Annotated in this window: 11 protein-coding genes and 2 pseudogenes; 6 read left to right on the forward strand and 7 right to left on the reverse strand. The window is 64.2% G+C overall.

Features of this window, described 5'->3' with window-relative positions; genetic code table 11:
- The first annotated feature begins 70 nt into the window (after nucleotides 1–70).
- Nucleotides 71–814, forward strand: coding sequence for an SDR family oxidoreductase (locus ACHMWQ_RS05810; protein ID WP_396306734.1), 744 nt, complete (start codon nucleotides 71–73; stop codon nucleotides 812–814).
- A 67-nt stretch (nucleotides 815–881) separates the two neighbouring features.
- Here ACHMWQ_RS05810 and ACHMWQ_RS05815 read toward each other — a convergent pair whose 3' ends face one another.
- Nucleotides 882–1,178 (reverse strand): sulfurtransferase, encoded by a 297-nt coding sequence (locus ACHMWQ_RS05815; protein WP_396306735.1) that lies wholly within the window; start codon nucleotides 1,176–1,178, stop codon nucleotides 882–884.
- A 76-nt stretch (nucleotides 1,179–1,254) separates the two neighbouring features.
- Here ACHMWQ_RS05815 and ACHMWQ_RS05820 point away from each other — a divergent pair.
- From ACHMWQ_RS05820 to ACHMWQ_RS05835, 4 genes and pseudogenes are all read left to right on the forward strand, one after another.
- Nucleotides 1,255–1,392: pseudogene (locus ACHMWQ_RS05820) on the forward strand (SDR family oxidoreductase); the annotation flags it as partial.
- Nucleotides 1,393–1,711: 319 nt separating this feature from the next.
- Nucleotides 1,712–1,918 carry a hypothetical protein gene (locus ACHMWQ_RS05825; protein ID WP_396306736.1) on the forward strand — a complete coding sequence of 69 codons (207 nt, stop codon included), beginning with the start codon at nucleotides 1,712–1,714 and terminating at the stop codon, nucleotides 1,916–1,918.
- Nucleotides 1,919–2,158: 240 nt separating this feature from the next.
- Nucleotides 2,159–4,819 (forward strand): erythromycin esterase family protein, encoded by a 2,661-nt coding sequence (locus ACHMWQ_RS05830; RefSeq protein ID WP_396306737.1) that lies wholly within the window; start codon nucleotides 2,159–2,161, stop codon nucleotides 4,817–4,819.
- Nucleotides 4,820–5,162: 343 nt separating this feature from the next.
- Nucleotides 5,163–9,413, forward strand: coding sequence for an autotransporter domain-containing protein (locus tag ACHMWQ_RS05835; protein WP_396306738.1), 4,251 nt, complete (start codon nucleotides 5,163–5,165; stop codon nucleotides 9,411–9,413).
- A 246-nt stretch (nucleotides 9,414–9,659) separates the two neighbouring features.
- Here the strand turns inward: ACHMWQ_RS05835 and ACHMWQ_RS05840 are convergent, their stop codons facing one another.
- Entirely contained in the window at nucleotides 9,660–11,309 is a 1,650-nt protein-coding gene (locus tag ACHMWQ_RS05840; protein WP_396306739.1) for an arylsulfatase, read from the reverse strand.
- A gap of 275 nt (nucleotides 11,310–11,584) precedes the next feature.
- On the opposite strand from ACHMWQ_RS05840, the gene ACHMWQ_RS05845 reads away from it, so the two are divergent.
- Nucleotides 11,585–11,833: a hypothetical protein gene (locus tag ACHMWQ_RS05845; protein WP_396306740.1), complete on the forward strand. Its 249-nt coding sequence runs from the start codon at nucleotides 11,585–11,587 to the stop codon at nucleotides 11,831–11,833.
- 291 nt (nucleotides 11,834–12,124) lie between these two features.
- Here ACHMWQ_RS05845 and ACHMWQ_RS05850 read toward each other — a convergent pair.
- The 5 genes and pseudogenes from ACHMWQ_RS05850 to ACHMWQ_RS05870 form a co-directional block, all read right to left on the reverse strand.
- Nucleotides 12,125–13,602, reverse strand: a pseudogene (locus tag ACHMWQ_RS05850) (arylsulfatase).
- A gap of 73 nt (nucleotides 13,603–13,675) precedes the next feature.
- Nucleotides 13,676–14,704 carry an AraC family transcriptional regulator ligand-binding domain-containing protein gene (locus tag ACHMWQ_RS05855; protein WP_396306741.1) on the reverse strand — a complete coding sequence of 343 codons (1,029 nt, stop codon included), beginning with the start codon at nucleotides 14,702–14,704 and terminating at the stop codon, nucleotides 13,676–13,678.
- Between the two features lie 74 nt (nucleotides 14,705–14,778).
- Nucleotides 14,779–17,208 carry a PAS domain-containing protein gene (locus tag ACHMWQ_RS05860; RefSeq protein WP_396306742.1) on the reverse strand — a complete coding sequence of 810 codons (2,430 nt, stop codon included), beginning with the start codon at nucleotides 17,206–17,208 and terminating at the stop codon, nucleotides 14,779–14,781.
- Nucleotides 17,208–17,846, reverse strand: a complete 639-nt coding sequence (locus tag ACHMWQ_RS05865; protein WP_396306743.1) for a chemotaxis protein CheX — start codon at nucleotides 17,844–17,846, stop codon at nucleotides 17,208–17,210. The genes ACHMWQ_RS05860 and ACHMWQ_RS05865 overlap by 1 nt, the downstream gene beginning before the upstream one ends.
- Complete coding sequence (locus ACHMWQ_RS05870) at nucleotides 17,846–18,226, reverse strand: response regulator transcription factor (protein ID WP_396306744.1); 381 nt, start codon at nucleotides 18,224–18,226, stop codon at nucleotides 17,846–17,848. The genes ACHMWQ_RS05865 and ACHMWQ_RS05870 overlap by 1 nt, the downstream gene beginning before the upstream one ends.
- Nucleotides 18,227–18,271 lie beyond the last annotated feature (45 nt).

Here is an 18,271-nt window from a genome sequence, read left to right on the forward strand (position 1 = left end):
CTGGTCAACGCGCTTGCGCTTCCGCGCCTTCCTTGGCTATCAGCGGCCATCACCCAAAGGACGGAAAAGCATGAACAGTCTGGTTGGAAAAGTCGCCTGGATCACCGGCGCCGGCAGCGGGATCGGGCAGGCGGTCGCGACCGCTCTGGCGGGCGCGGGCTGCACGGTCGTCCTGACGGGACGACGCCAGGAGGCGCTCGAGCAGACGGCAGCGACGATCGCCGCCAAGGGCGGCACCAGCGTGGCGCGGGCGGGCGACCTCACGGATCCCGCAACGCCGGGCGCGATCGTCGCCGAAGTCGAGTCTCGCTTCGGTCGGCTCGACATTCTCGTCAACAATGCCGGCGGCAATATCGTCGAGCGCGCGTGGAAGGACCTGACGCCCGGCAGCATTGACGGCCTGATCCAGAGCAACCTGTCGGCCGCCTTCTACTGCGCCGCCGCCGCGATGCATCCCATGCGCAAGGCCCAGCGGGGCCAACTGATCCACATCGCTTCCTGGGCGGGCAAATTCATCCATCCGGTCAGTGGCCCCGTCTATACGGCGGCCAAGCATGCCGTGATCGCGATGAGTCAGAGCATCAACATGGAAGAATATCGCAACGGCATCCGCTCGACGGCCATCCTGCCGGCCGAGGTGGCGACCCCGATCCTCGAAAAGCGGCCGACGCCGCCGACGGCAGAGGAGCGGTCCGCGATGCTGCAGCCGGCGGATCTCGCCGAGCTCGCGCTCTTCATCGTGAGCCAGCCGGCTTCGGTCTGCCTCAACGAAGTCGTGGTCAGCCCCAGGCTGAACAAGTTCTACGAGCGATAGGGTTTCGCGCGGCTCCCAAAAGGCCAGTGTCCCGAGGTGGTGAAGTCGGGACACTGGCGCGTGCCGGTCAGGCCTTGGGTGCGGCTGCGCTGCGCTTCGGCGTATCCTCGCGCTGGCCCCATTCGTGCCAAGAGCCGTCATAGAGCTTCCAGTCCGGATTGCCCGCGCGCTCGATCATGAAGCCCAGGATCGCGGCGGTGACGCCGGAACCGCAAGTGGTGATCACCGGACCGCTGACATCGACCTTCGCATCGGCAAAGACCTTGGCGGCGGTCTCCGCGTCGACAAAGGCGAAGTTGTTGGCAGGATCGAAGAATTTGGCCCAGGGCGTATTGACCGCGTTGGGCATGTGACCGCTGGCCACGCCGGGATAGCCTGAGCCTTCCGTCGGCTCGAATTCTCGATACGCTCTTCTCGCTGGAGGGCAAGACAGCGCTGGTTACCGGCGCCGGTGGCGCCATCGGCCGCGTGCTCGCGCGACGCTGCTGCTGGCCTCGCCGGCCTCCTCCTACATCACCGGCCAGGCGATCGTCGTCGATGGTGGCGTTCTGTCGGGCGCAACCTGGGTCAAGCCCTAGCGCCATCCGGCGGGGCGGTCCTCCGGTGGGGCCGCCCCGCGCTCACTGCGGCGAACTGACCGACCGCTGCGGTTTGACAATATTGGTCATCTGGCCGAGACATCGGCTATGCAAACCGTTTCCTTTGCCCCACGCATGATCCGCAAAGGCAGCCTTCAAACAGGCTGACTGCCTGGTGCTGCTACCTGCGAGAGCAAGAGCGGCGCCAGGAAAGCAACCCTCCCGACATCCAAAATCCGTGTGTCCTGGCTGAGCGATTGGCTGCGCTTTTATGCGCGCCGCTCAAAGCCGGAGGCCACTTCCATTTGGGACATGCCCCATGACCTTCAAGTATACGTTCACCTTCCCCATCAGCGGCCCGAACAAGTTGCCGCGCTTCAAAGCGTGGGCTGCTGAACACGCCCCGGAGATCCCGGTCAGCCTTCCACCCCAGGTGTCGGCCAAGAACGAGACGCTGACGGTGCGCCTGAAATCCGTCGAGGACCGGCAGACCCTGACCACCAGGCTGGCAGGCGTCGCGCTCTAGCTCACAGGGCGATGGCGGGTTCGTCCCGCCATCGCCGGCGTCCGGGGGGAGGTGCGGAGCCTCGCTTCCCGGCCCATCACATTCGCTCGACAGCGGCTTGCCGAGCGGGATGTCGGTTTCCAGTTTAGTTGCATGCGCGGCGCTGGGGGTTCGTCAGGTTGCCGATCTCGCTTGTTTGGCCCACCGGGTACTGCCTCGCTGAATGAAGTGAGAAACAGGCACTCGTCCGTGGAGTTCCACATGGCCGGCTCGCCCTTTCGTTTCATGGATCGTGCAGACGCGGGTCGCCAGTTGGCGACGAGGCTGGCGGCCATGTCGCTCCAAAATCCCGTTGTCTACGCCCTGCCGCGCGGGGGAGTCCCCGTCGCCCTCGAAATCGCCCGAGCCCTGCGCGCGCCGCTCGACCTGATCCTCGCCAAGAAGATATCGGCGCCGATGGCGCCCGAACTGGCGCTGGGCGCGGTGGTGGAGGGGGAACCGCCACAGATCGTCATCAACGAGAGCGTCAAGCGCGCCACGAACGTGGACGATGCCTATATCTCGCAGGCCCGAGAACGAGCGATCCTGGAACTCGTGCGGCGCCGCGCCCGCTATCTCGGCGACCATTGGCGGATAGACCCGGAAGGGCACACCGCGATTGTCGTCGATGACGGGATTGCGACGGGCGCGACGGCGCGAGCCGCCCTGATTGCTCTCAAGAACCGGGGCGCGATCCAGTCGATCCTGGCCGTTCCCGTGGCCCCCAGGGAAACGCTGGCCGAGATGGCCGAGGATGCCGGCACGATCGTGTGCCTGCATCCGGCTAGCCACTTCCAGGGCGTCGGCTTCTTCTACGACGATTTCCATCAGCTCTCGGACGAGGAGACGATCGGCCTCCTGCGCCAGGCCTGGTCGGAGGGGCTGGAGGCGCCGTTGGGGCAGGGGGTTCCAACCGAGCGCCGCGAGGTGGTGATACCGCCGGTGCATCTGACGGGAGATCTTTGCGTGCCGGCCAATCCACGCGGCATCGTCCTGTTTGCGCATGGCAGCGGCTCGAGCCGAATGAGCCCGCGCAACAGGGCGGTCGCCGAGACGCTGAACGGCGCGGGCTTCGCGACCCTGCTTCTGGATCTGCTGACCTCGGCCGAAGCCCAGGACCGGCGGAACGTCTTCAATATTCCCCTGCTTGCCGAGCGATTGATCGAGGCGACGCTCTGGATCGGCTCCGAGCCCGACATTTCCGATCTCCCGCTTGGCCTGTTCGGAGCCAGCACCGGGGCCGGCGCGGCGCTGCTCGCAGCAGCCGAACTCGGCGACCGGATCAGCGCGATCGTATCCCGTGGCGGCCGTCCGGATCTGGCAGGCCCGCGGATGTCGGAGGTCACCGCGCCAACGCTTCTCGTCGTTGGTGGCGCCGATCAGCAGGTACTGGACCTGAACCGCCAGGCCCTGGCCAGGCTGACCTGCGAAAAGCTTCTTCGCATCGTCCCCAACGCTACTCACCTGTTCGAGGAGCCGGGCGCGCTGGAGGCGGTCACCGGCATGGCGAGCGCCTGGTTCCAGCACTATCTGCTGCCGCTGCCAGGCCCACACGCGCCACCCATTCCGGACCAAGCGCCCCGGCGGCCCTTGGTCGAATTGCTTCGCGCCGCCGCCGAACCCTTGCCGCCCCTGGATGACCCACTCTTCGCCGCCGCGTTCGATCGATTTGGCCGGGCGCGGATTGTCCTGCTGGGGGAATCGTCGCACGGAACCTCGGAATTCTATCGTGCCCGCGCGGCGATCACGCGTCGGCTGATCGAGCGTCACAACTTCAAGTTTGTCGCGGTCGAAGCCGATTGGCCCGACGCCGCCGCCATCGACCGTTACGTTCGCCATTACTCGCATCGTCCCACGGGCGCGTCGCCCTTCACCCGGTTTCCGAGCTGGATGTGGCGCAATCGGGATGTCGATGATTTCGTCGGCTTCCTGCGCCAGCACAATCGGGCGCTGCCGGCGGAGGACCGCGTGGCTTTTTACGGCCTCGATCTCTACAGCATGACCGCGTCGATCGCGTCCGTGCTCGCCTATCTGGATCGTGTCGACCCCGAAGCCGCGAAGATCGCCCGAGCCCGATATTCCTGCCTGTCGCCCTGGTCGCGCGAGCCCTCCGCCTATGGCCGAGCCTCCCTGTCGGAAGGCTATGCGCTCTGCGAGGCCCCCGTGACGCGGATCCTGATCGACCTGCTTCAGAAGGAGCTCCGCTATTCGCAGCAGGATGGGCAGAGCTTCTTTGACGCCATGCAGAACGCGAGGCTCGTGGCCAATGCGGAGCGCTACTACCGCGCGATGTATTACGGCGCCCGCGAATCCTGGAATCTGCGCGATCGCTATATGTTCGAGACGCTCCAGAGCATCCTGACCCGGGCGGGGCCGCACAGCAGGGTCGTTGTCTGGGCCCACAATTCGCACATCGGCGACGCCCGCTACACCGACATGGGCACCGAGCGAGGCGAAGTGAATATCGGTCAGCTCTGTCGCGAGCAGTACGGGCAGGATGCGGCGCTGATCGGCTTCGGCACCCATTCCGGCACGGTTTCCGCCGCGAGCGAATGGGATGCCCCCATGGAAGTGAAACGAGTCCTCCCCTCGCGGCCGGACAGTTTCGAGGCCATCTGCCATGAAACAGGATACGAACGCTTCCTGATAGATCTGCAGCAGGGCGATCAGGCAGCCCTAAGGGAAGGACTGAGCCAGCCGGTTCTGGAGCGATATATTGGCGTGATCTACCGGCCGGATACGGAACGTTGGAGCCATTACAGCTATGCCCGCCCCGCCGACCAGTATGATGCTTTCGTCTGGCTGGACGATACCCGCGCCGTGACGCCATTACCGGGCCAGGTGACGTCGGGAGAAGACGAAACCTATCCGTTCGGATTATGAGTTTGCAGTTTTAGAGCTCGATTCCGATGGCTAGGACTAATATTTCGCCTTCCGAATTGAATAGCGAAGTAGATGAAGCGCCGCGATATGCCCGGTCAGTCGCGGAAACGCAAAGCCCGGTGCAACGTCAACTCGAAGCCGTTTCTTGTAATACGAAACACCTTCGCAGATTTACTTGAGTGGCGCTAAAATTCGTCCTTGCCAAGCTGGCCCGTTTAGACCTCCTTAACCTTATGGGGATCCGCGATTCGCGGGCAGGGGACAGGGTTCAACTATGCCAGTGTTGGATAGGTCGGCGCAGGGTCTCGGCCGCTGCGGTGGGGCTGTGCGTGCGCGCTTTTCCATGCAAGCCTTCCGCCTTCTGCTGATGGTGGGTGGCGCCAGCGCAGCCCTTTTCGCAGGCAGGGGGCACGCCGAAGCCGAGGGCCGCACCTTCGTGTGGAATGGCAACGAAAATCAGACCTCCTTTGCAAAGTCGGGCAATTGGGACCGGATCTGGGAGGAAGGTGGCCAGCCCGTTCTCGACGACAATGGAAGCCCGATCTACGAGCAGATCCCGGTTGTCGACGCCGATGGAAACCCGCTCTTCGAAAAGGTCCCCGTGACCGACGAGGAAGGAAATCCCCTTTTTGACGAGGAGGGGAACCAGATCTTCGAACACGAGACGGACGAAGACGGAAATCCCATCCTCGGCGAGGATGGAAAGCCGGTGCTGAAAGTCGGCGACCAGATTTTTGAACCGGGCGCCCCCCTTCTCGTCGAGCCTCACTGGGTGGAGGGGCCGCCGGACGGCCTGGACACGATGGTCGTCACGGCCGGCACGCCGAACATCAATTCGCAAGGCCGCCGCATCCTGGACCTCAATCTGAGCGGTGGCGAGTTCATCTCCCGCAACAGCAAGTTCAACGTCTCCACCTTCTACATAGACGGCACCCTGGATATTAGCGGCTCGGGCGCGGTGGAGATTGGCGAAGGGGCATTTGGAAAGAGCATTCTCACCGCCGCCAAGGTCAACATGTCGAGCGGCTCGGTGGGAGGCTGGCTCGATCCGGATACCGGTACGCTGGGAGCCGGCCTGCTCGTCGTCACCGAGTCGATGGAGCAGTCGGGTGGCAAGGTGTCGGATATCGAAATCCAGACGCCGAGCTATGCTCTGTCGGGCGGCACGCTTTCGGACAAGGTTGATTTCGAGACCGAGTTCACCCTGTCCGGCGACGGAACGGTGGAGGCGGCCGCCGTACTCACGGGGGGCGAGGGTTCCACCATGACCCAGTCCGGCGGCAGCATGGACGGCACCGTATCCGGTCTTGCCAGCTATACCCATTCGGGTGGCTCGATCGGCGGTGAAGTGACCACCGCGACCTACGCCTTGACGGATTCGGCCGCGACCTCGGCAGGCGGTGTCATCACCGCCTCGGAACGCTTTGATCTCGCTCCGACGAGCGGCACCGCAATCGTCGAGGGCCGGCTTACGGGCACGGGCAATCTGATCAAGTCTGGCGACTCCACCGTCGTGCTGGCCAATGGACAGAATGATTTCACGGGTACGGTCGCCGTCAACGCGGGCACGGTCGAAGTGCTCGACGATGCGCTGCCCGACTATAGCGCGGTCAGCGTAGCGGACGGCGCGACGCTGGTGATGAACACCAGCAACGACACCGTCTTCATGGGAACGATCGAAGGCGCGGCCGGCGAACTGGTCAAGGAGGGCGCGGCAACGCTGACCCTTGGCGGTGATGTCACGCTCGGCGGCCTCAATCTCAATGCGGGCCGGGTCGAGGTCGGAACCGGCACGTCCACCAATACGGTGTCGTTCGACTACGCCGTCGTCGATGAGGGAACCACGCTGCATGTCGCGACCGGCGCGACGCTCACGATCCGCATCCCCAACAATCTCGTCAATAACGGCACCTTCATCAACGATGGCACCGTCCATGACGACCTCGCCAATACCGGGCCCTTCGTCAACAACGGCACCTACAACGCCAAGGTGCTGAGCAACACCGACTCGATCGACAACAATGCCGACGGCGTCTGGACCGGTGATATCCTGAGCAATGCCAATCGCATCAGCAACAATGTCGGTGCAAGCTGGTCGGGCAACGTCCAGGCCAATAGCGGCACGTTGTACAACCATGGCGAATGGTCCGGCGATGTTGTCAAGAATTCCGGCTCGATCAACAATTTCGGCGGCATCTGGACGGGTGACATCCGGACCAATAGCGGCCAGATCGCCAACAACGAGGCCGGTAGCTGGGTCGGCGATGTGCTTGGCAACAACAACGCCATCTTCAACATGGCGGGTAGCGAGTGGAACGGCGACGTTGTCGGAAATGGCAGCAGCAGTAATACAAATGCCCAGATCATCAATCGCGGCGAATGGAACGGGACTGTCAAAGGCAATTCCGGCCTGCTGTTCAATGACGGAGGGGTTTGGGAAGGCGATGTCGCGGCCAATGCCGGCAGCGTCCTGAATCTGGACGGAACGTGGAAGGGCGACGTTCTGACCAATAAGGGTGTCATCGGCAACCGGGACGGCGCCACCTGGACCGGCGACGTCGCCGGCAATACCGGTTCCATCGACAACGATTCCGGCAGCACCTGGACGGGAAGCCTCTCCAATCGGGGCGGGGTCACCAACTACGCCACCGCAACCTGGAACGGCGATGTCGTCGCCAATAGCGGCTGGCTCTCCAACCAGGGCCAATGGGCCGGCGACGTGCTGAGCAGCGAGAGCCAGGTCGCCAACGAGCTTGGCGGCACCTGGACCGGCGACATCCGTGGCAACAACAACGCCATCTTCAACATGGCCGGCAGCGCCTGGAATGGCAATGTCGTCGCCAATCAGGGTGGCAGCAACCAGCATACCCAGATCGTCAATCGCGGCGTCTGGACGGGCGATGTGCAGACCAATGCCAGGGCCATCTACAATGAAGAGGGTGGCATCTGGAACGGCGATGTCCTCGCCAACGCGGGCATTATCGGAACCGACAGCATCTGGAACGGCAACTTCACCAGTGCCGGACGGGTTTACGCGGAAGGCGAGATCCATGGGTTCTTCAACAATAGCGGCCGGTTGAACGTCGTCGGTTCGCTTTCCGGCATCACCACCCTCACCAATACCGGCACGCTCAGCCTGCAAGGCAACGGCGCTTCCCAGATATTGACCGTCGGCGCTGCCAATTTCGGCGACGGTTCGTATTTCGACATCGATGTCGATGCGACAGGCGCCAATGACAAGCTGATCGCCGACACGGCGGTCGTGGACGGCACGGTCCGCGTATCGGCGGGCACGATGGCCGGTCCCTATGACCCGCTTACGATCTACACGATCGTGTCCGCTACTTCCGTCACCGGAAGGTTCGACGACGTCACGACCGACCTCGCCTTCCTGACCCCGATCCTTCGCTATGACGACACGACGGTGCAACTGGGCCTCGACCGCAACGATGTCCGCTTCGCGGAAGCGGGCCGCACGGCCAACCAGCGCGCCGCCGCGGGCGGGGTCGAATCGCTCGGCATTGGCAACGAAGTCCACGACGCCATGCTGTGGCTGACCCAGGAGCAGGCGGCCAAGGCTTTCGACAGCGTGTCGGGCGAGGCCTATGCCTCCTTCGAGAGCGTCTCGATCCAGTCCGCCGCCGTGCTCGCCGACCTGCTGACCGCCCGGCTCGATCGCACCTTTGACGCGCTCGATGAGGACCGGCCGATTCTGGTCAGCGCCTATGCCGAGGCTCCTTCCATGCCTTCCGCCCTCGCTCCCGGCGCGGCGCGCCAGGGCGGCGGCTGGATCGCGGCCTATGGCGCAACCGCCAATCTGCCCGGCGACGGCAATGCGGCCGCCGTCGATTCGACGATGGGCGGCGTTGCCGGAGGCTTCGACGGGTCCGTCGGCGACTGGCGGATGGGCGCGATGCTGCATGTCGGGCGCACCAGCGCCGAGGTTGACGATCGCAGCACCTCGGGCGACAGCACCGATTACGGTGCGGGTCTTTATGGCGGAAGGCAGTGGGGCGCCACCCGCCTTTCGCTCGGCGCGGCCTATACGCGGCATGACTGGGACACCAGCCGCAACGTCGGCTTCCCCGGCTTCTCCGACAGCCTGTCGGCCGATTATTCGACCGGAACGGCGCAGGCCTTCGGCAAGCTCTCGCATGCCTTTGATCTTGGCGTCGCGTCGCTGGTGCCCTATGCGAGCCTCGCCTATGTCAACCAGTCTGCCGATGCCTTCCGGGAGACCGGCGGAGCGGCTGCGCTGGAAAGCAAGGCGGATGCGATCGACGCCACCTTCACCACGCTCGGCCTCGGTGGTCGCCGCGAGTTCCTTCTCGGCGACAGGCTGATGACCGCCAAGGCTGCCGTGGGCTGGAGGCATGCCTATTCCGACACGGCCGGCGTCACCCAGACGCTGGCCGGCGGCGACAGCTTCTTCCTCGTCGGTGCGTCGGTTCCCCGCGACATGGCGGTGCTGAATGCCGGGTTGAACCTCAACTTCACCCCCGACACGACGGTCGGTCTCGTCTATGACGGCCAGGTCGGCAGCGACGGCGCCCAAACCCACGCCCTCAAGGGCGCCTGGGCGACGCAGTTCTGATCCTCGAGCCGGGCAGGGCGGTTGGTCTTGGTCACTGACCCTGGCTGCGCGAAGCGTTCCGCGCAGCCAGGATCGGCACGAGCGGTTCCGCGTATTCCGACGCAAAGGATAGCGATCTCCAGCGACCCGGCTTGGCTGCGCTGTCCGCCTCAGCGGGGCGAGGCCGGATGGCTGCATAGAACCTCCGTCGCCAACCCTCTAAAAAAGACGGGGGCCGAAGCCCCCGTCTCGCTGCTGGTGCGGAGATCAGTTGCCCGTCGGCATCGGAATGTCGATGCCGTCCTTGGCGAGCTGATCCCTGACCCACTGGAACTGCTGATATTTGGATATCTCGATCGGTCCTGAATAGCTGGCGCTCTGCAGCTTGCGTGGCGGGTACTTCACGTAGGTCTGCATCAGATCCTTGATGGCCGCGCTGATCGTGACCATCGTCCAGGTGCGCTCGGTATAGTTATTCATGAAGATGTCGTAGCGCTCCTGCGGGTCCTGCCATAGGTCGAAGACCTGGGGCACGGTGGCGACATATTTCTCGGCGCCCTTCCAGCCGAGATTGCTGTCGACGGCGAGCCCGCCGGTCTGGGCGCCATCATCGCCGCGCAGGTTGAACACAGCCTTGTAATTGCCGACGCGAGCCGCTCCCGGCGTCAGCTCGTTCTCGGTGAAATAGAACCATTCCGTGCGCTCCGATTTTCCCGTGCCCTTCAGGATCGGGGTCATGTCGTAGCTATCGAAGATGATCGGCTGGTCCTCTCGATCCTTGTCCGGCAGCGGCACGCCGGCGGCGGCGGCGAAGGTGGCCATCAGGTCGAGTCCGCCGACGATGTCGTGGCTCTTGCTGCGCGGCTTGATCTGGCCAGGCCACACGGCAATCGCCGGAACGCGATTGCCGCCTTCGCGAACCGTGCCCTTGGTGCCGCGGAACGGTGTATAGCCGGCGTCGGGATAGACATCCTGCCAGGCACCATTGTCGGTCGTGTAGAAAACCAGCGTATTCTTGTCCATGCCGGTCTCGTGGAGCTTGTCCATGATGCGGCCGATGCGCGTATCCAACTCGACGACGCTGTCGGCATATTTCGATTTCGACATCGACTTATGCTCGAACTCCGGCGCCGGCATGTTCGGCTGGTGCACCTTCATGAAGTTGACGCTGATGAAAAATGGCGTGTCCGGCTTGGTCGCCGCGTCGTCGAGGAAACCAAGCGCGGCCTTTTCGACATAGCTGTCGAAGAAGGGAATGCCGACCACGCCTTCCTTGCCGTCGATCGTCGGAGTGTCGACATACTGGCCGTTGATCTTGAACTCCTCGACAACCGGTCCTCCGGCATTGCCCGACAGGGCGCCCTTGGTCACCCGCTGGAACATGGCCCGCAGCTTGGGGTCCATGTCGGGGAACCAGGTCGGATCGCCATAGGTGTAGGCATTGAGGTGATAGAGGCCGCAATACTTCATCACGTCGAAGCCCTGGGCGTTCGGCAGGGCGTAGTCCGCTTCGCCGAGATGCCACTTGCCGGTGAAGTAGGTGCCGTATCCGCCCCGCTTCAGTACCGAGGCCAGGGTCCACTCGGCCGCCGGCAGTCCGCCGCCCTCGCCCTGGAAGGCGACCGTCGTCATGCCGCTGCGGTTCGGGATGCGCCCCGTCATCATCGCGGCGCGTCCGGGCGTGCAACTGGGCTGGGCATAGAAGGAGTAGAAGGTCATGCCGCTATCGGCGAGCTTGTCGATATTGGGTGTCGGCATGCCGCGGCCTTCGCCGCCGCCATAGGGTCCGAGATCTCCATAACCGGTGTCGTCGGAAACGATCATGAGGATATTCGGTTTGCTGGTCTGGGCGGAGGCTTCCCAAGAGGTAAGTGCTGTCACCGCTAATAAGGCGACGCCTATTTTTGACAGTTTCATTCCTATTCTCCCTGATACAGCAAGAATCCTCCGGGTAATCCGGAAAATCTATTTTATGGGATGCGAAATGGGGAGTGTTATTTTCAACATTACGTAGATGTTCTCCCGTCGATGACAGTAGCGCGGCCTTGGCCAGTCGCCAAGGCGGCGGGCGATGAACAATCGCGGGCGACGTGATTGCATCCCGTTCCTGGCGGGGTGTCATGGCGCGATCCGCGATAGAGCGGCGACGGGCCTGAGCTACCAGCCTGCCGCCTCGGCAGGGATCGGATGCGATGCGGGTTCCGTCCTATCGGGGCTTGACCTTCCAAAGCATCAAGGACTCCGGTGCCGTGCTCTGGCACGATCTGATGGCCGGCCATTCGGTTGAGGCGCTCGTCGATCTGGCCGGGGAAAATGCCGAGCTGGCTGCCGAGATCGCGCGCTTCGCCGACGAAGTGGTCAACTGCGGCCTGATGCGCCCGACCACCGAGGCGCCGGTCCCAGCGGCCCCGCCGCGACTGCCGCACAAGCCGCGACCATGACGGCTCCGGCGCTGGAGTCGTTCGGCGACATGCAGGATCTGCTGCTGCTCGACCCTGTGCATGAGGTCGACGAGGAGATGGGCTGGCCGAAGGCGCAGGACTAGCTCAGGAGCCTCAACGGACTTTGGGGTGGTGTTGCGTCGTTGATATAGCGTCAGCGAGCCATTCCCGTAGGGGCTTCCAGTACCCGTCTATGGACCGCGCGGACCTCACCGGAGGGTTACTGTCGCGGTGACCAAAATCTGGCCGAATGCGGAACGCGTTCGACAGACAGCGACATCTCAACGCGCCCTAGTCGGATTCCAGGCCCATCTCATAGAGAGCTGCGCTGGGCGTTGCGAGCGGCGAGGAAAGGGTGAGCTTCAGGGCGCTGCCGTAGAACAGCGGCGGGGCCATGGCCTGAGCCAGTTCAACGACCCGCGCCTGCAGCTCCCCCACTTTCTCCGGATGGCGGAGCGACACGTCCTGGGTCTCGCCGGGATCGGCATCGAGGTCAAACAACTCGATCTTGGGCGGAAGCACTGCCTGCCAGAGCAGCTTCCACTGCCCGTGCCGAACCGCACCCTGCGTCGGCTCGATATTGTAGACCAGCTCGGTGCGGACCGTGCTTCCGGACGAAAGCGTCGGCCAGACATCCTGGCCGTCCAGTGTCTTGGAGGCGGACAGATCGGCGCCAGCCAGTTTCGCGAGCGTCGGCAGCATATCGACGACGTGCAGGGCCGCGTCGACTTCGGCCGGCGGGATCTGGCCTGGCCAATTCGCCAGCCCCACGACCCGCGTGCCCCCCTCGTATAACGTGCCCTTGCCTTCGCGGTAGGGTGCGTTGCTGGCGGGAAGATCGCCCGACACGGCGCTCTCGCCGGCAAACATCTTCGAACGGGTTCCGCCATTATCGGAATGGAACACGATCAGCGTCTTCTTCGCATTCCCTGCGTTTCCAGCGCTTTCACGACGTCGCCGATCTGCTCGTCCATCGCGGTGATCATCGCGGCGTAGGCGCGGCGCGACGGATCCTCGATCGAGGCATACATGTCGAGAAAGCGCTGCGGCGCCTGGAAGGGCGTATGCGGCGCGGTGAAGGCCAGATAGAGGAAGAGCGGCTTGCTGGGATCATGCCCCGCGATCCGCCGCACGGCCTCGGCGCCGAACAGCTCCGTATCGTAGCCTTCTTCCTCAACCAGCTTGTTGTCGCGGTACCAATCGGTCACCCCATGCGCTTCATGCTTGAAGTGATCGATCTCGCCCACAAGCGGCCCGTAGAAGCTGTCGAAGCCGCGCTGCCGCGGCCAGTACTTTTGATCCGCATGGCCAAGATGCCACTTGCCGACCAGGGCGGTGGTGTAGCCCGCCTGACGCAGCGCCTGCGGCAGCAGAAACTCGTCCGTCGCAAGGCCGTAGCTGCCGCCCGAGGGGATCACACCGGTCTGCAGGCCGTAGCGTAGCGGATAGCGGCCCGTCATCAGAGCGGCGCGGGTCGGGGTGCACATGCACTGCGTGTAGAATTGATGCAGCTTCGCACCCCCGGCGGCGAGCTTGTCGAGATTGGGCGTGCGGATGTCGGAGCCGTGGAAGCCGACATCCGCGAAGCCGAGGTCGTCGGCCAGGATGTAGAGGATGTGGGGGCGCGTCGCCCCGGCTGCGCGGGCCTGGCCGGCGAGCAGCGACAGCCCTGCCATCGCGGCGAGGAAAGCGCCGCCGCCGGCCATCACATCCCGGCGGCTGGGGGACGAGGCGTTGGCGGGCTGCACGCGTTGGGCTGACTTCGGCATCGGCGTTCACCTTCGGGACGAGAGGGTGCGAAAAGGGCGTTGCCAATTGCCGTAGAGAATAGGCTGGCTGTGCTCAATTGCCATTTCGCGCCAAGGCGGCGCACCGATAGGCCAGCGGGGTGATGCCCTCCCAGCGCCGGAAGGCGCGGACGAAATGGGCGGGATCGCTGTAGCCGAGCGACCTGGAAATCGTGCCGACAGGCAGCGCCGGGTCGCCCAGTTGAGCGCGGGCAAGGCTGCGCCGCCAATCATCCACCAAGGCTTCAAACGATGTGCCGGAGGCGAGCAGCCGTCGCTGAAGGCTGCGCGGGGCGATACCGAGGCTGCGGGACGCGTCCACCAGCGACAGCGTTCCCGCCAGAGCGGCGCTGGAAAAGATGCGCTCCAGCGCTATCGTCAGCGTCGCGTCCTGGTTCCAGTCCGGGCTGTCGACGATGGCCTCGCCAGTCTCCTCGGCCAGCCGCGGACCTGCCAGGAAGGGATTGGGCCGGTCGAGCCACCCGGCATCGAAGCTCACCGAAATGCCGACACCATTGCCGAAGGAGACGCCGGCTCCGAGCTTTTCCTCATACAGTCGGCTCGAGGCTCTCGGTCGATGAGGGAGCGTGATTTGCGCGTCGCCGCCTTCCGCGCCTGCGATGGCGCGGAGCGCAGCCAGCACGAAGGCGGCAATGCCCTCATTCAGCACGCCGGCATGCGCGGCATCGCTGTTGGCCAGCGCATGTCGCCAATGAGCGCGTCCATCGCTTTCGTTGAGCCCCATGCGCACGCCCCCCTGCAGGGTCGGCATGTGGCGGGCGTGCAAGATCAGGCACTCGCGCAACGTCCGCCCCCCGAACAGCGCCCGCCCGGACAGCCCCAGCCTTGCCGGGTCCGCCGATGCCGCAAGGTCGAGCCCGATCGTCGCCTCGCCCGACCGGCGCGACAGCTCGTTCAAGAGCGAGCACACTTGGCTTCGGGTCGCGACAAGGCCTGTGTGCGAAAGTGCATCCCGGGCCAGGCCGGCCCTTGCAAGAAGGTCATCGAGCGGCAGCCCCCTGCGTTCCGCCACTGCTGGGAGCATGTGGACCAGCGACAGGCTGACCGAGTTTCGATCCCACATTCACGACTATCCCATCGACCCCGCACGAGCCTGCGGCGGCAACAGGAGCATAGTACATGCGTGATGCCGCTACGTCAGGAGGGTCGTGGTTGGGCCTTGGTCGGGGAAGCCGCGAGCATCTCGCGGATCTTGAGCGCCAGCTGCTCCAGATTGAAGGGCTTCGTGATCATGTCCATTCCGTCTGCAAGGAAGGCGTCCTTGTTGACCGCGTTGGCGGCGTAGCCCGTGATGAACAGCACCTTCAGGCCGGGAAGGATGTCACGCGCAACGTCCGCCAGCTGCCGGCCGTTCATGCCGGGCAGGCCGACATCGGAAATCATCAGGTCGATGGCGCCATTCTGGCGGAGCTTGGCGATCGCCATGTCGGCATTGATCGCCTCGACCGCGCTATAGCCGAGATCCTGTAGCACCTCGACCACCAGCAACCGGACGGACGGATCGTCCTCGACGACCAGAACGCGCTCGCCGGCACCGGCCGGAACCAGCGCGCCGTCTGGAATGTCCGGCGTGCTGTCGGCAAGGCTCCGGGGCAGGTACAGCGTGATCGCCGTGCCTTCGCCCAGCTTGCTTTCGATCTCGACGCCACCGCCGGATTGCTGTGCGAAACCATAGACCATCGACAGGCCTAGACCCGTTCCCTGTCCGATCGGCTTGGTCGTGAAGAACGGCTCGAACACCTTTTCGAGAATCTCAGCGGACATGCCGGTCCCGGTATCGCGCACCGTGATGGCAACGAAGTCCTGCGTCTCCTGACCCTGGCGTGAAAGGCTGGGAACGTCGCCCGGCGCCAGGGTGACATTGCGGGTATCGACGCTCAACTGTCCGCCATCGGGCATGGCGTCCCGAGCATTGATGGCGAGATTCAGCAGGGCGTTTTCCAGCTGGTTCGTATCGGTGGTGGCGGCCCAGCAATCCGGCGCCGGCCGGATCAGCAGTTCGATCTGCTCGCTGAGGCTTCTGTCGAACAGGTCACGCATGTCGGTGATCAGCTGCCGGACATCGACGGGCTTCTGGTCAAGCGGCTGGCGGCGCGAGAAGGCGAGCAGCCGATGGGTCAGCCCGGCGGCGCGTTGCGCCGAACCGGTGGCGGCGTCCATGAACCGGTCGAGACCCTCGAGCCTCCCCGAAGCCAGGCGACGCTTGATGATATCGAGCGCGCCCATGATGCCGGTGAGCATGTTGTTGAAGTCATGGGCGATGCCGCCGGTCAATTGGCCGACAGCCTCCATCTTCTGGCTCTGGCGGAGCTGAGCTTCGGCCTCCCGCAGCGCGCTTTCCTGTTCCTTCTCCACGGTGATGTGCCGTCCGTAGAGATAAATCGTTTCGTTCTCCCGCGAGGCTGCCCAGGAAACCCAGCGCGGCGTGCCGTCCGCATGCGTCACCCGGCTCTCGAAGGACGCGCTGCCCCGGCCGAGCGTCTCGGCGATACTGCTTTCGACGAGGACCGCGTCCTCGGGCGCGGAAAGTTGCGAAATGAGCTTGCCGACAATGTTGGAATTCTCGGTGCCGAGGATCGCCGACCAGGCGGGGTTGGCGTCGAGAAGCCGGCCGCGCCGGTCGGTGACCGCGAGCATGTCGCGGGAGTTCCGCCAGATGCGGTCGCGGTCGCGGGTCCGTTCGCGTACACTCTCCGACAGGCCTTCGTTGAGGCGCTTCAGCCGGGCTTCGTTCTGTTTCGACGTGGTAATGTCGTAGATGACGCCGATATAGCGCAGGCCCGGGCCGGAGAGATCACGGACATATTCGCCGCGTCGTGCGAGCCAGCGGTCCTCGCCGGTATCGGCGCGCGTGATGCGGAACTCGATATTGGCGCTCAGCTTCGGCTGGTCGTAATGGATCAGCTCGATGATCGGCAGGTCGTCGGGATGGACCAGCCGGTTGACCGTGGTGACGGGCAGGATCGGCGTCGGATGCAGGCCGAGAAGCCGGCAGAACTGCTCCGAGACCGTCACGGTGCCGAAGCCCTGGGCGTGCTCGAACGTGCCGATCTCGCCTGCCGACTGCGCGATGCGGAGCTGTTCCTGGATGCGCCGCTGCTCGGTAATGTCGACGAGGTCGCCGATGAACATCAGCGGTTCGTCATCTTCGGAAAGAATGGCCCGGCCATTGGCGTGGACCCAGCGCATGGTGCCGTCGGCCTTGAGCAGGCGGTAGTCCTTCGAGAAGACTTCGGCGCCCGCGAGGATGCCGGCGACCGCCAGGCGGATGCGCTTGTAGTCGTCGGGCGCGATGTTGGCAAAGAAGCGGCTGGTGGGAACGCCTTCGGCGAGTTCGACCGGATCCTGCGATGTCAGGGCGGCAAATCGCGCGTCGCCGGTCAGGCGGTTCGCGCGGATGTCCCATTGCCATCCGCCGGTCGCCCCGGCGGCATCGAGCATCAGGTTCAGGCGATGCCTCGCGTCGCGGATTTCGCAATTCAGCCGCAGCAGTTCGGCGGAAAGCTCGTCGCGCAAGCCGCCCGTATCGCCGGTGTCCTCACGATCGAAGGCCGGGTCGTTTGCCATCAATCGGCATCTTTCGTCACGCGCTCGATGAAGTCGGCAATCAGCAGCCTCAACGAAGCCATGGAGGGCAGGTCCATCAGCATCGCGATATAGCCGCGGATGTCGCGGTCCTGGATCGAGAAATTGATGTAGAGGAACAGGACAAGCGCCTCCTTGGGTCCGCCGTCCGTCGTCGAGAAAAGCTGGTCACCGCTGCCGCGCACGATCTGTGGCAGGGACATTTTCAGCGACTGCTTCAGCATGTTGGCCATGGTGCCAAGGCAATTGTTGAGTATGACGTTGCCCGTCTCTGAAAGAGCCTCGTTTTCCATCTCCAGCACCTGCTGGGGGCTGACGTCGTCGCCCATGACGGCCCTGGCCAGTTCCAGGCTCTTGGTCTCGGGAAAGATGAGCAAGGCGCGCCCGGAAAAGGCGCCCTCGAACTCCTGCTTGATGGCGACGAGTTTCTCGCTCTCGCGCTGGCCTATCAGGGAGGCAGCGGCGGCATGCGTGACGATCTCGACCGCGGGAACGGACAGCAGAACCTGGCGCCCAACCATCTTGCGCAGGCTCGAGGCTGCGCGGCTGACACCGATGTTGACGACCTCGGTCAGGGCATCGCGCTCGAGTTCGTCCAGGCTGATATCCGTATCGCTCATCAACGCGCCTGCTTGAGGCGCAGGGCTGCCCCTGCGAGAAAACCGGACATGCCGTCTTCCGTCACCGGCTTGCTGACGAACGTCGCATTTACGTCGCGGGCACGCGAGATGACCTCGTCCTGAATATTGGCCGTGATGATGGCGATCGGCATGTCGGCGTGCGACTTGCGCAATTCCGCCGCCAGTTCGAGCCCGTCGCGTCCCGGCATGTTGAAATCCAGTACCGCGACATCGATCTGTCGCTCTCTAACCAGTTCCAGCGCTTCATCAGCGTTACTTGCTTCGACGCGGGTCCAGTCAGGCTGGAGCGCTGCGATGGTCTTGCCGGCAACGATGCGTGCGAGCTTGCTGTCATCGACGACGAGGATGGTAACCGTCATGCTCAGGTTCCAGATTGCAGGTGTGGTGACGTTCGATTGTTCCTC

The sequence above is a fragment of the Kaistia sp. UC242_56 genome (assembly GCF_044452255.1).
GTDB lineage: Bacteria > Pseudomonadota > Alphaproteobacteria > Rhizobiales > Kaistiaceae > Kaistia > Kaistia defluvii_A.

Bases quoted from the DNA above. Each gene is read 5' to 3' on its own strand.
- ACHMWQ_RS05860 (WP_396306742.1), bottom strand. From the start codon at position 17,208: ATGGCAAACGACCCGGCCTTCGATCGTGAGGACACCGGCGATACGGGC.
- ACHMWQ_RS05840 (WP_396306739.1), bottom strand. From the start codon at position 11,309: ATGAAACTGTCAAAAATAGGCGTCGCCTTATTAGCGGTGACAGCACTT.
- ACHMWQ_RS05830 (WP_396306737.1), top strand. From the start codon at position 2,159: ATGGCCGGCTCGCCCTTTCGTTTCATGGATCGTGCAGACGCGGGTCGC.
- ACHMWQ_RS05810 (WP_396306734.1), top strand. From the start codon at position 71: ATGAACAGTCTGGTTGGAAAAGTCGCCTGGATCACCGGCGCCGGCAGC.
- ACHMWQ_RS05870 (WP_396306744.1), bottom strand. From the start codon at position 18,226: ATGACGGTTACCATCCTCGTCGTCGATGACAGCAAGCTCGCACGCATC.
- ACHMWQ_RS05855 (WP_396306741.1), bottom strand. From the start codon at position 14,704: ATGTGGGATCGAAACTCGGTCAGCCTGTCGCTGGTCCACATGCTCCCA.
- ACHMWQ_RS05825 (WP_396306736.1), top strand. From the start codon at position 1,712: ATGACCTTCAAGTATACGTTCACCTTCCCCATCAGCGGCCCGAACAAG.
- ACHMWQ_RS05865 (WP_396306743.1), bottom strand. From the start codon at position 17,846: ATGAGCGATACGGATATCAGCCTGGACGAACTCGAGCGCGATGCCCTG.
- ACHMWQ_RS05845 (WP_396306740.1), top strand. From the start codon at position 11,585: ATGCGGGTTCCGTCCTATCGGGGCTTGACCTTCCAAAGCATCAAGGAC.
- ACHMWQ_RS05835 (WP_396306738.1), top strand. From the start codon at position 5,163: ATGCAAGCCTTCCGCCTTCTGCTGATGGTGGGTGGCGCCAGCGCAGCC.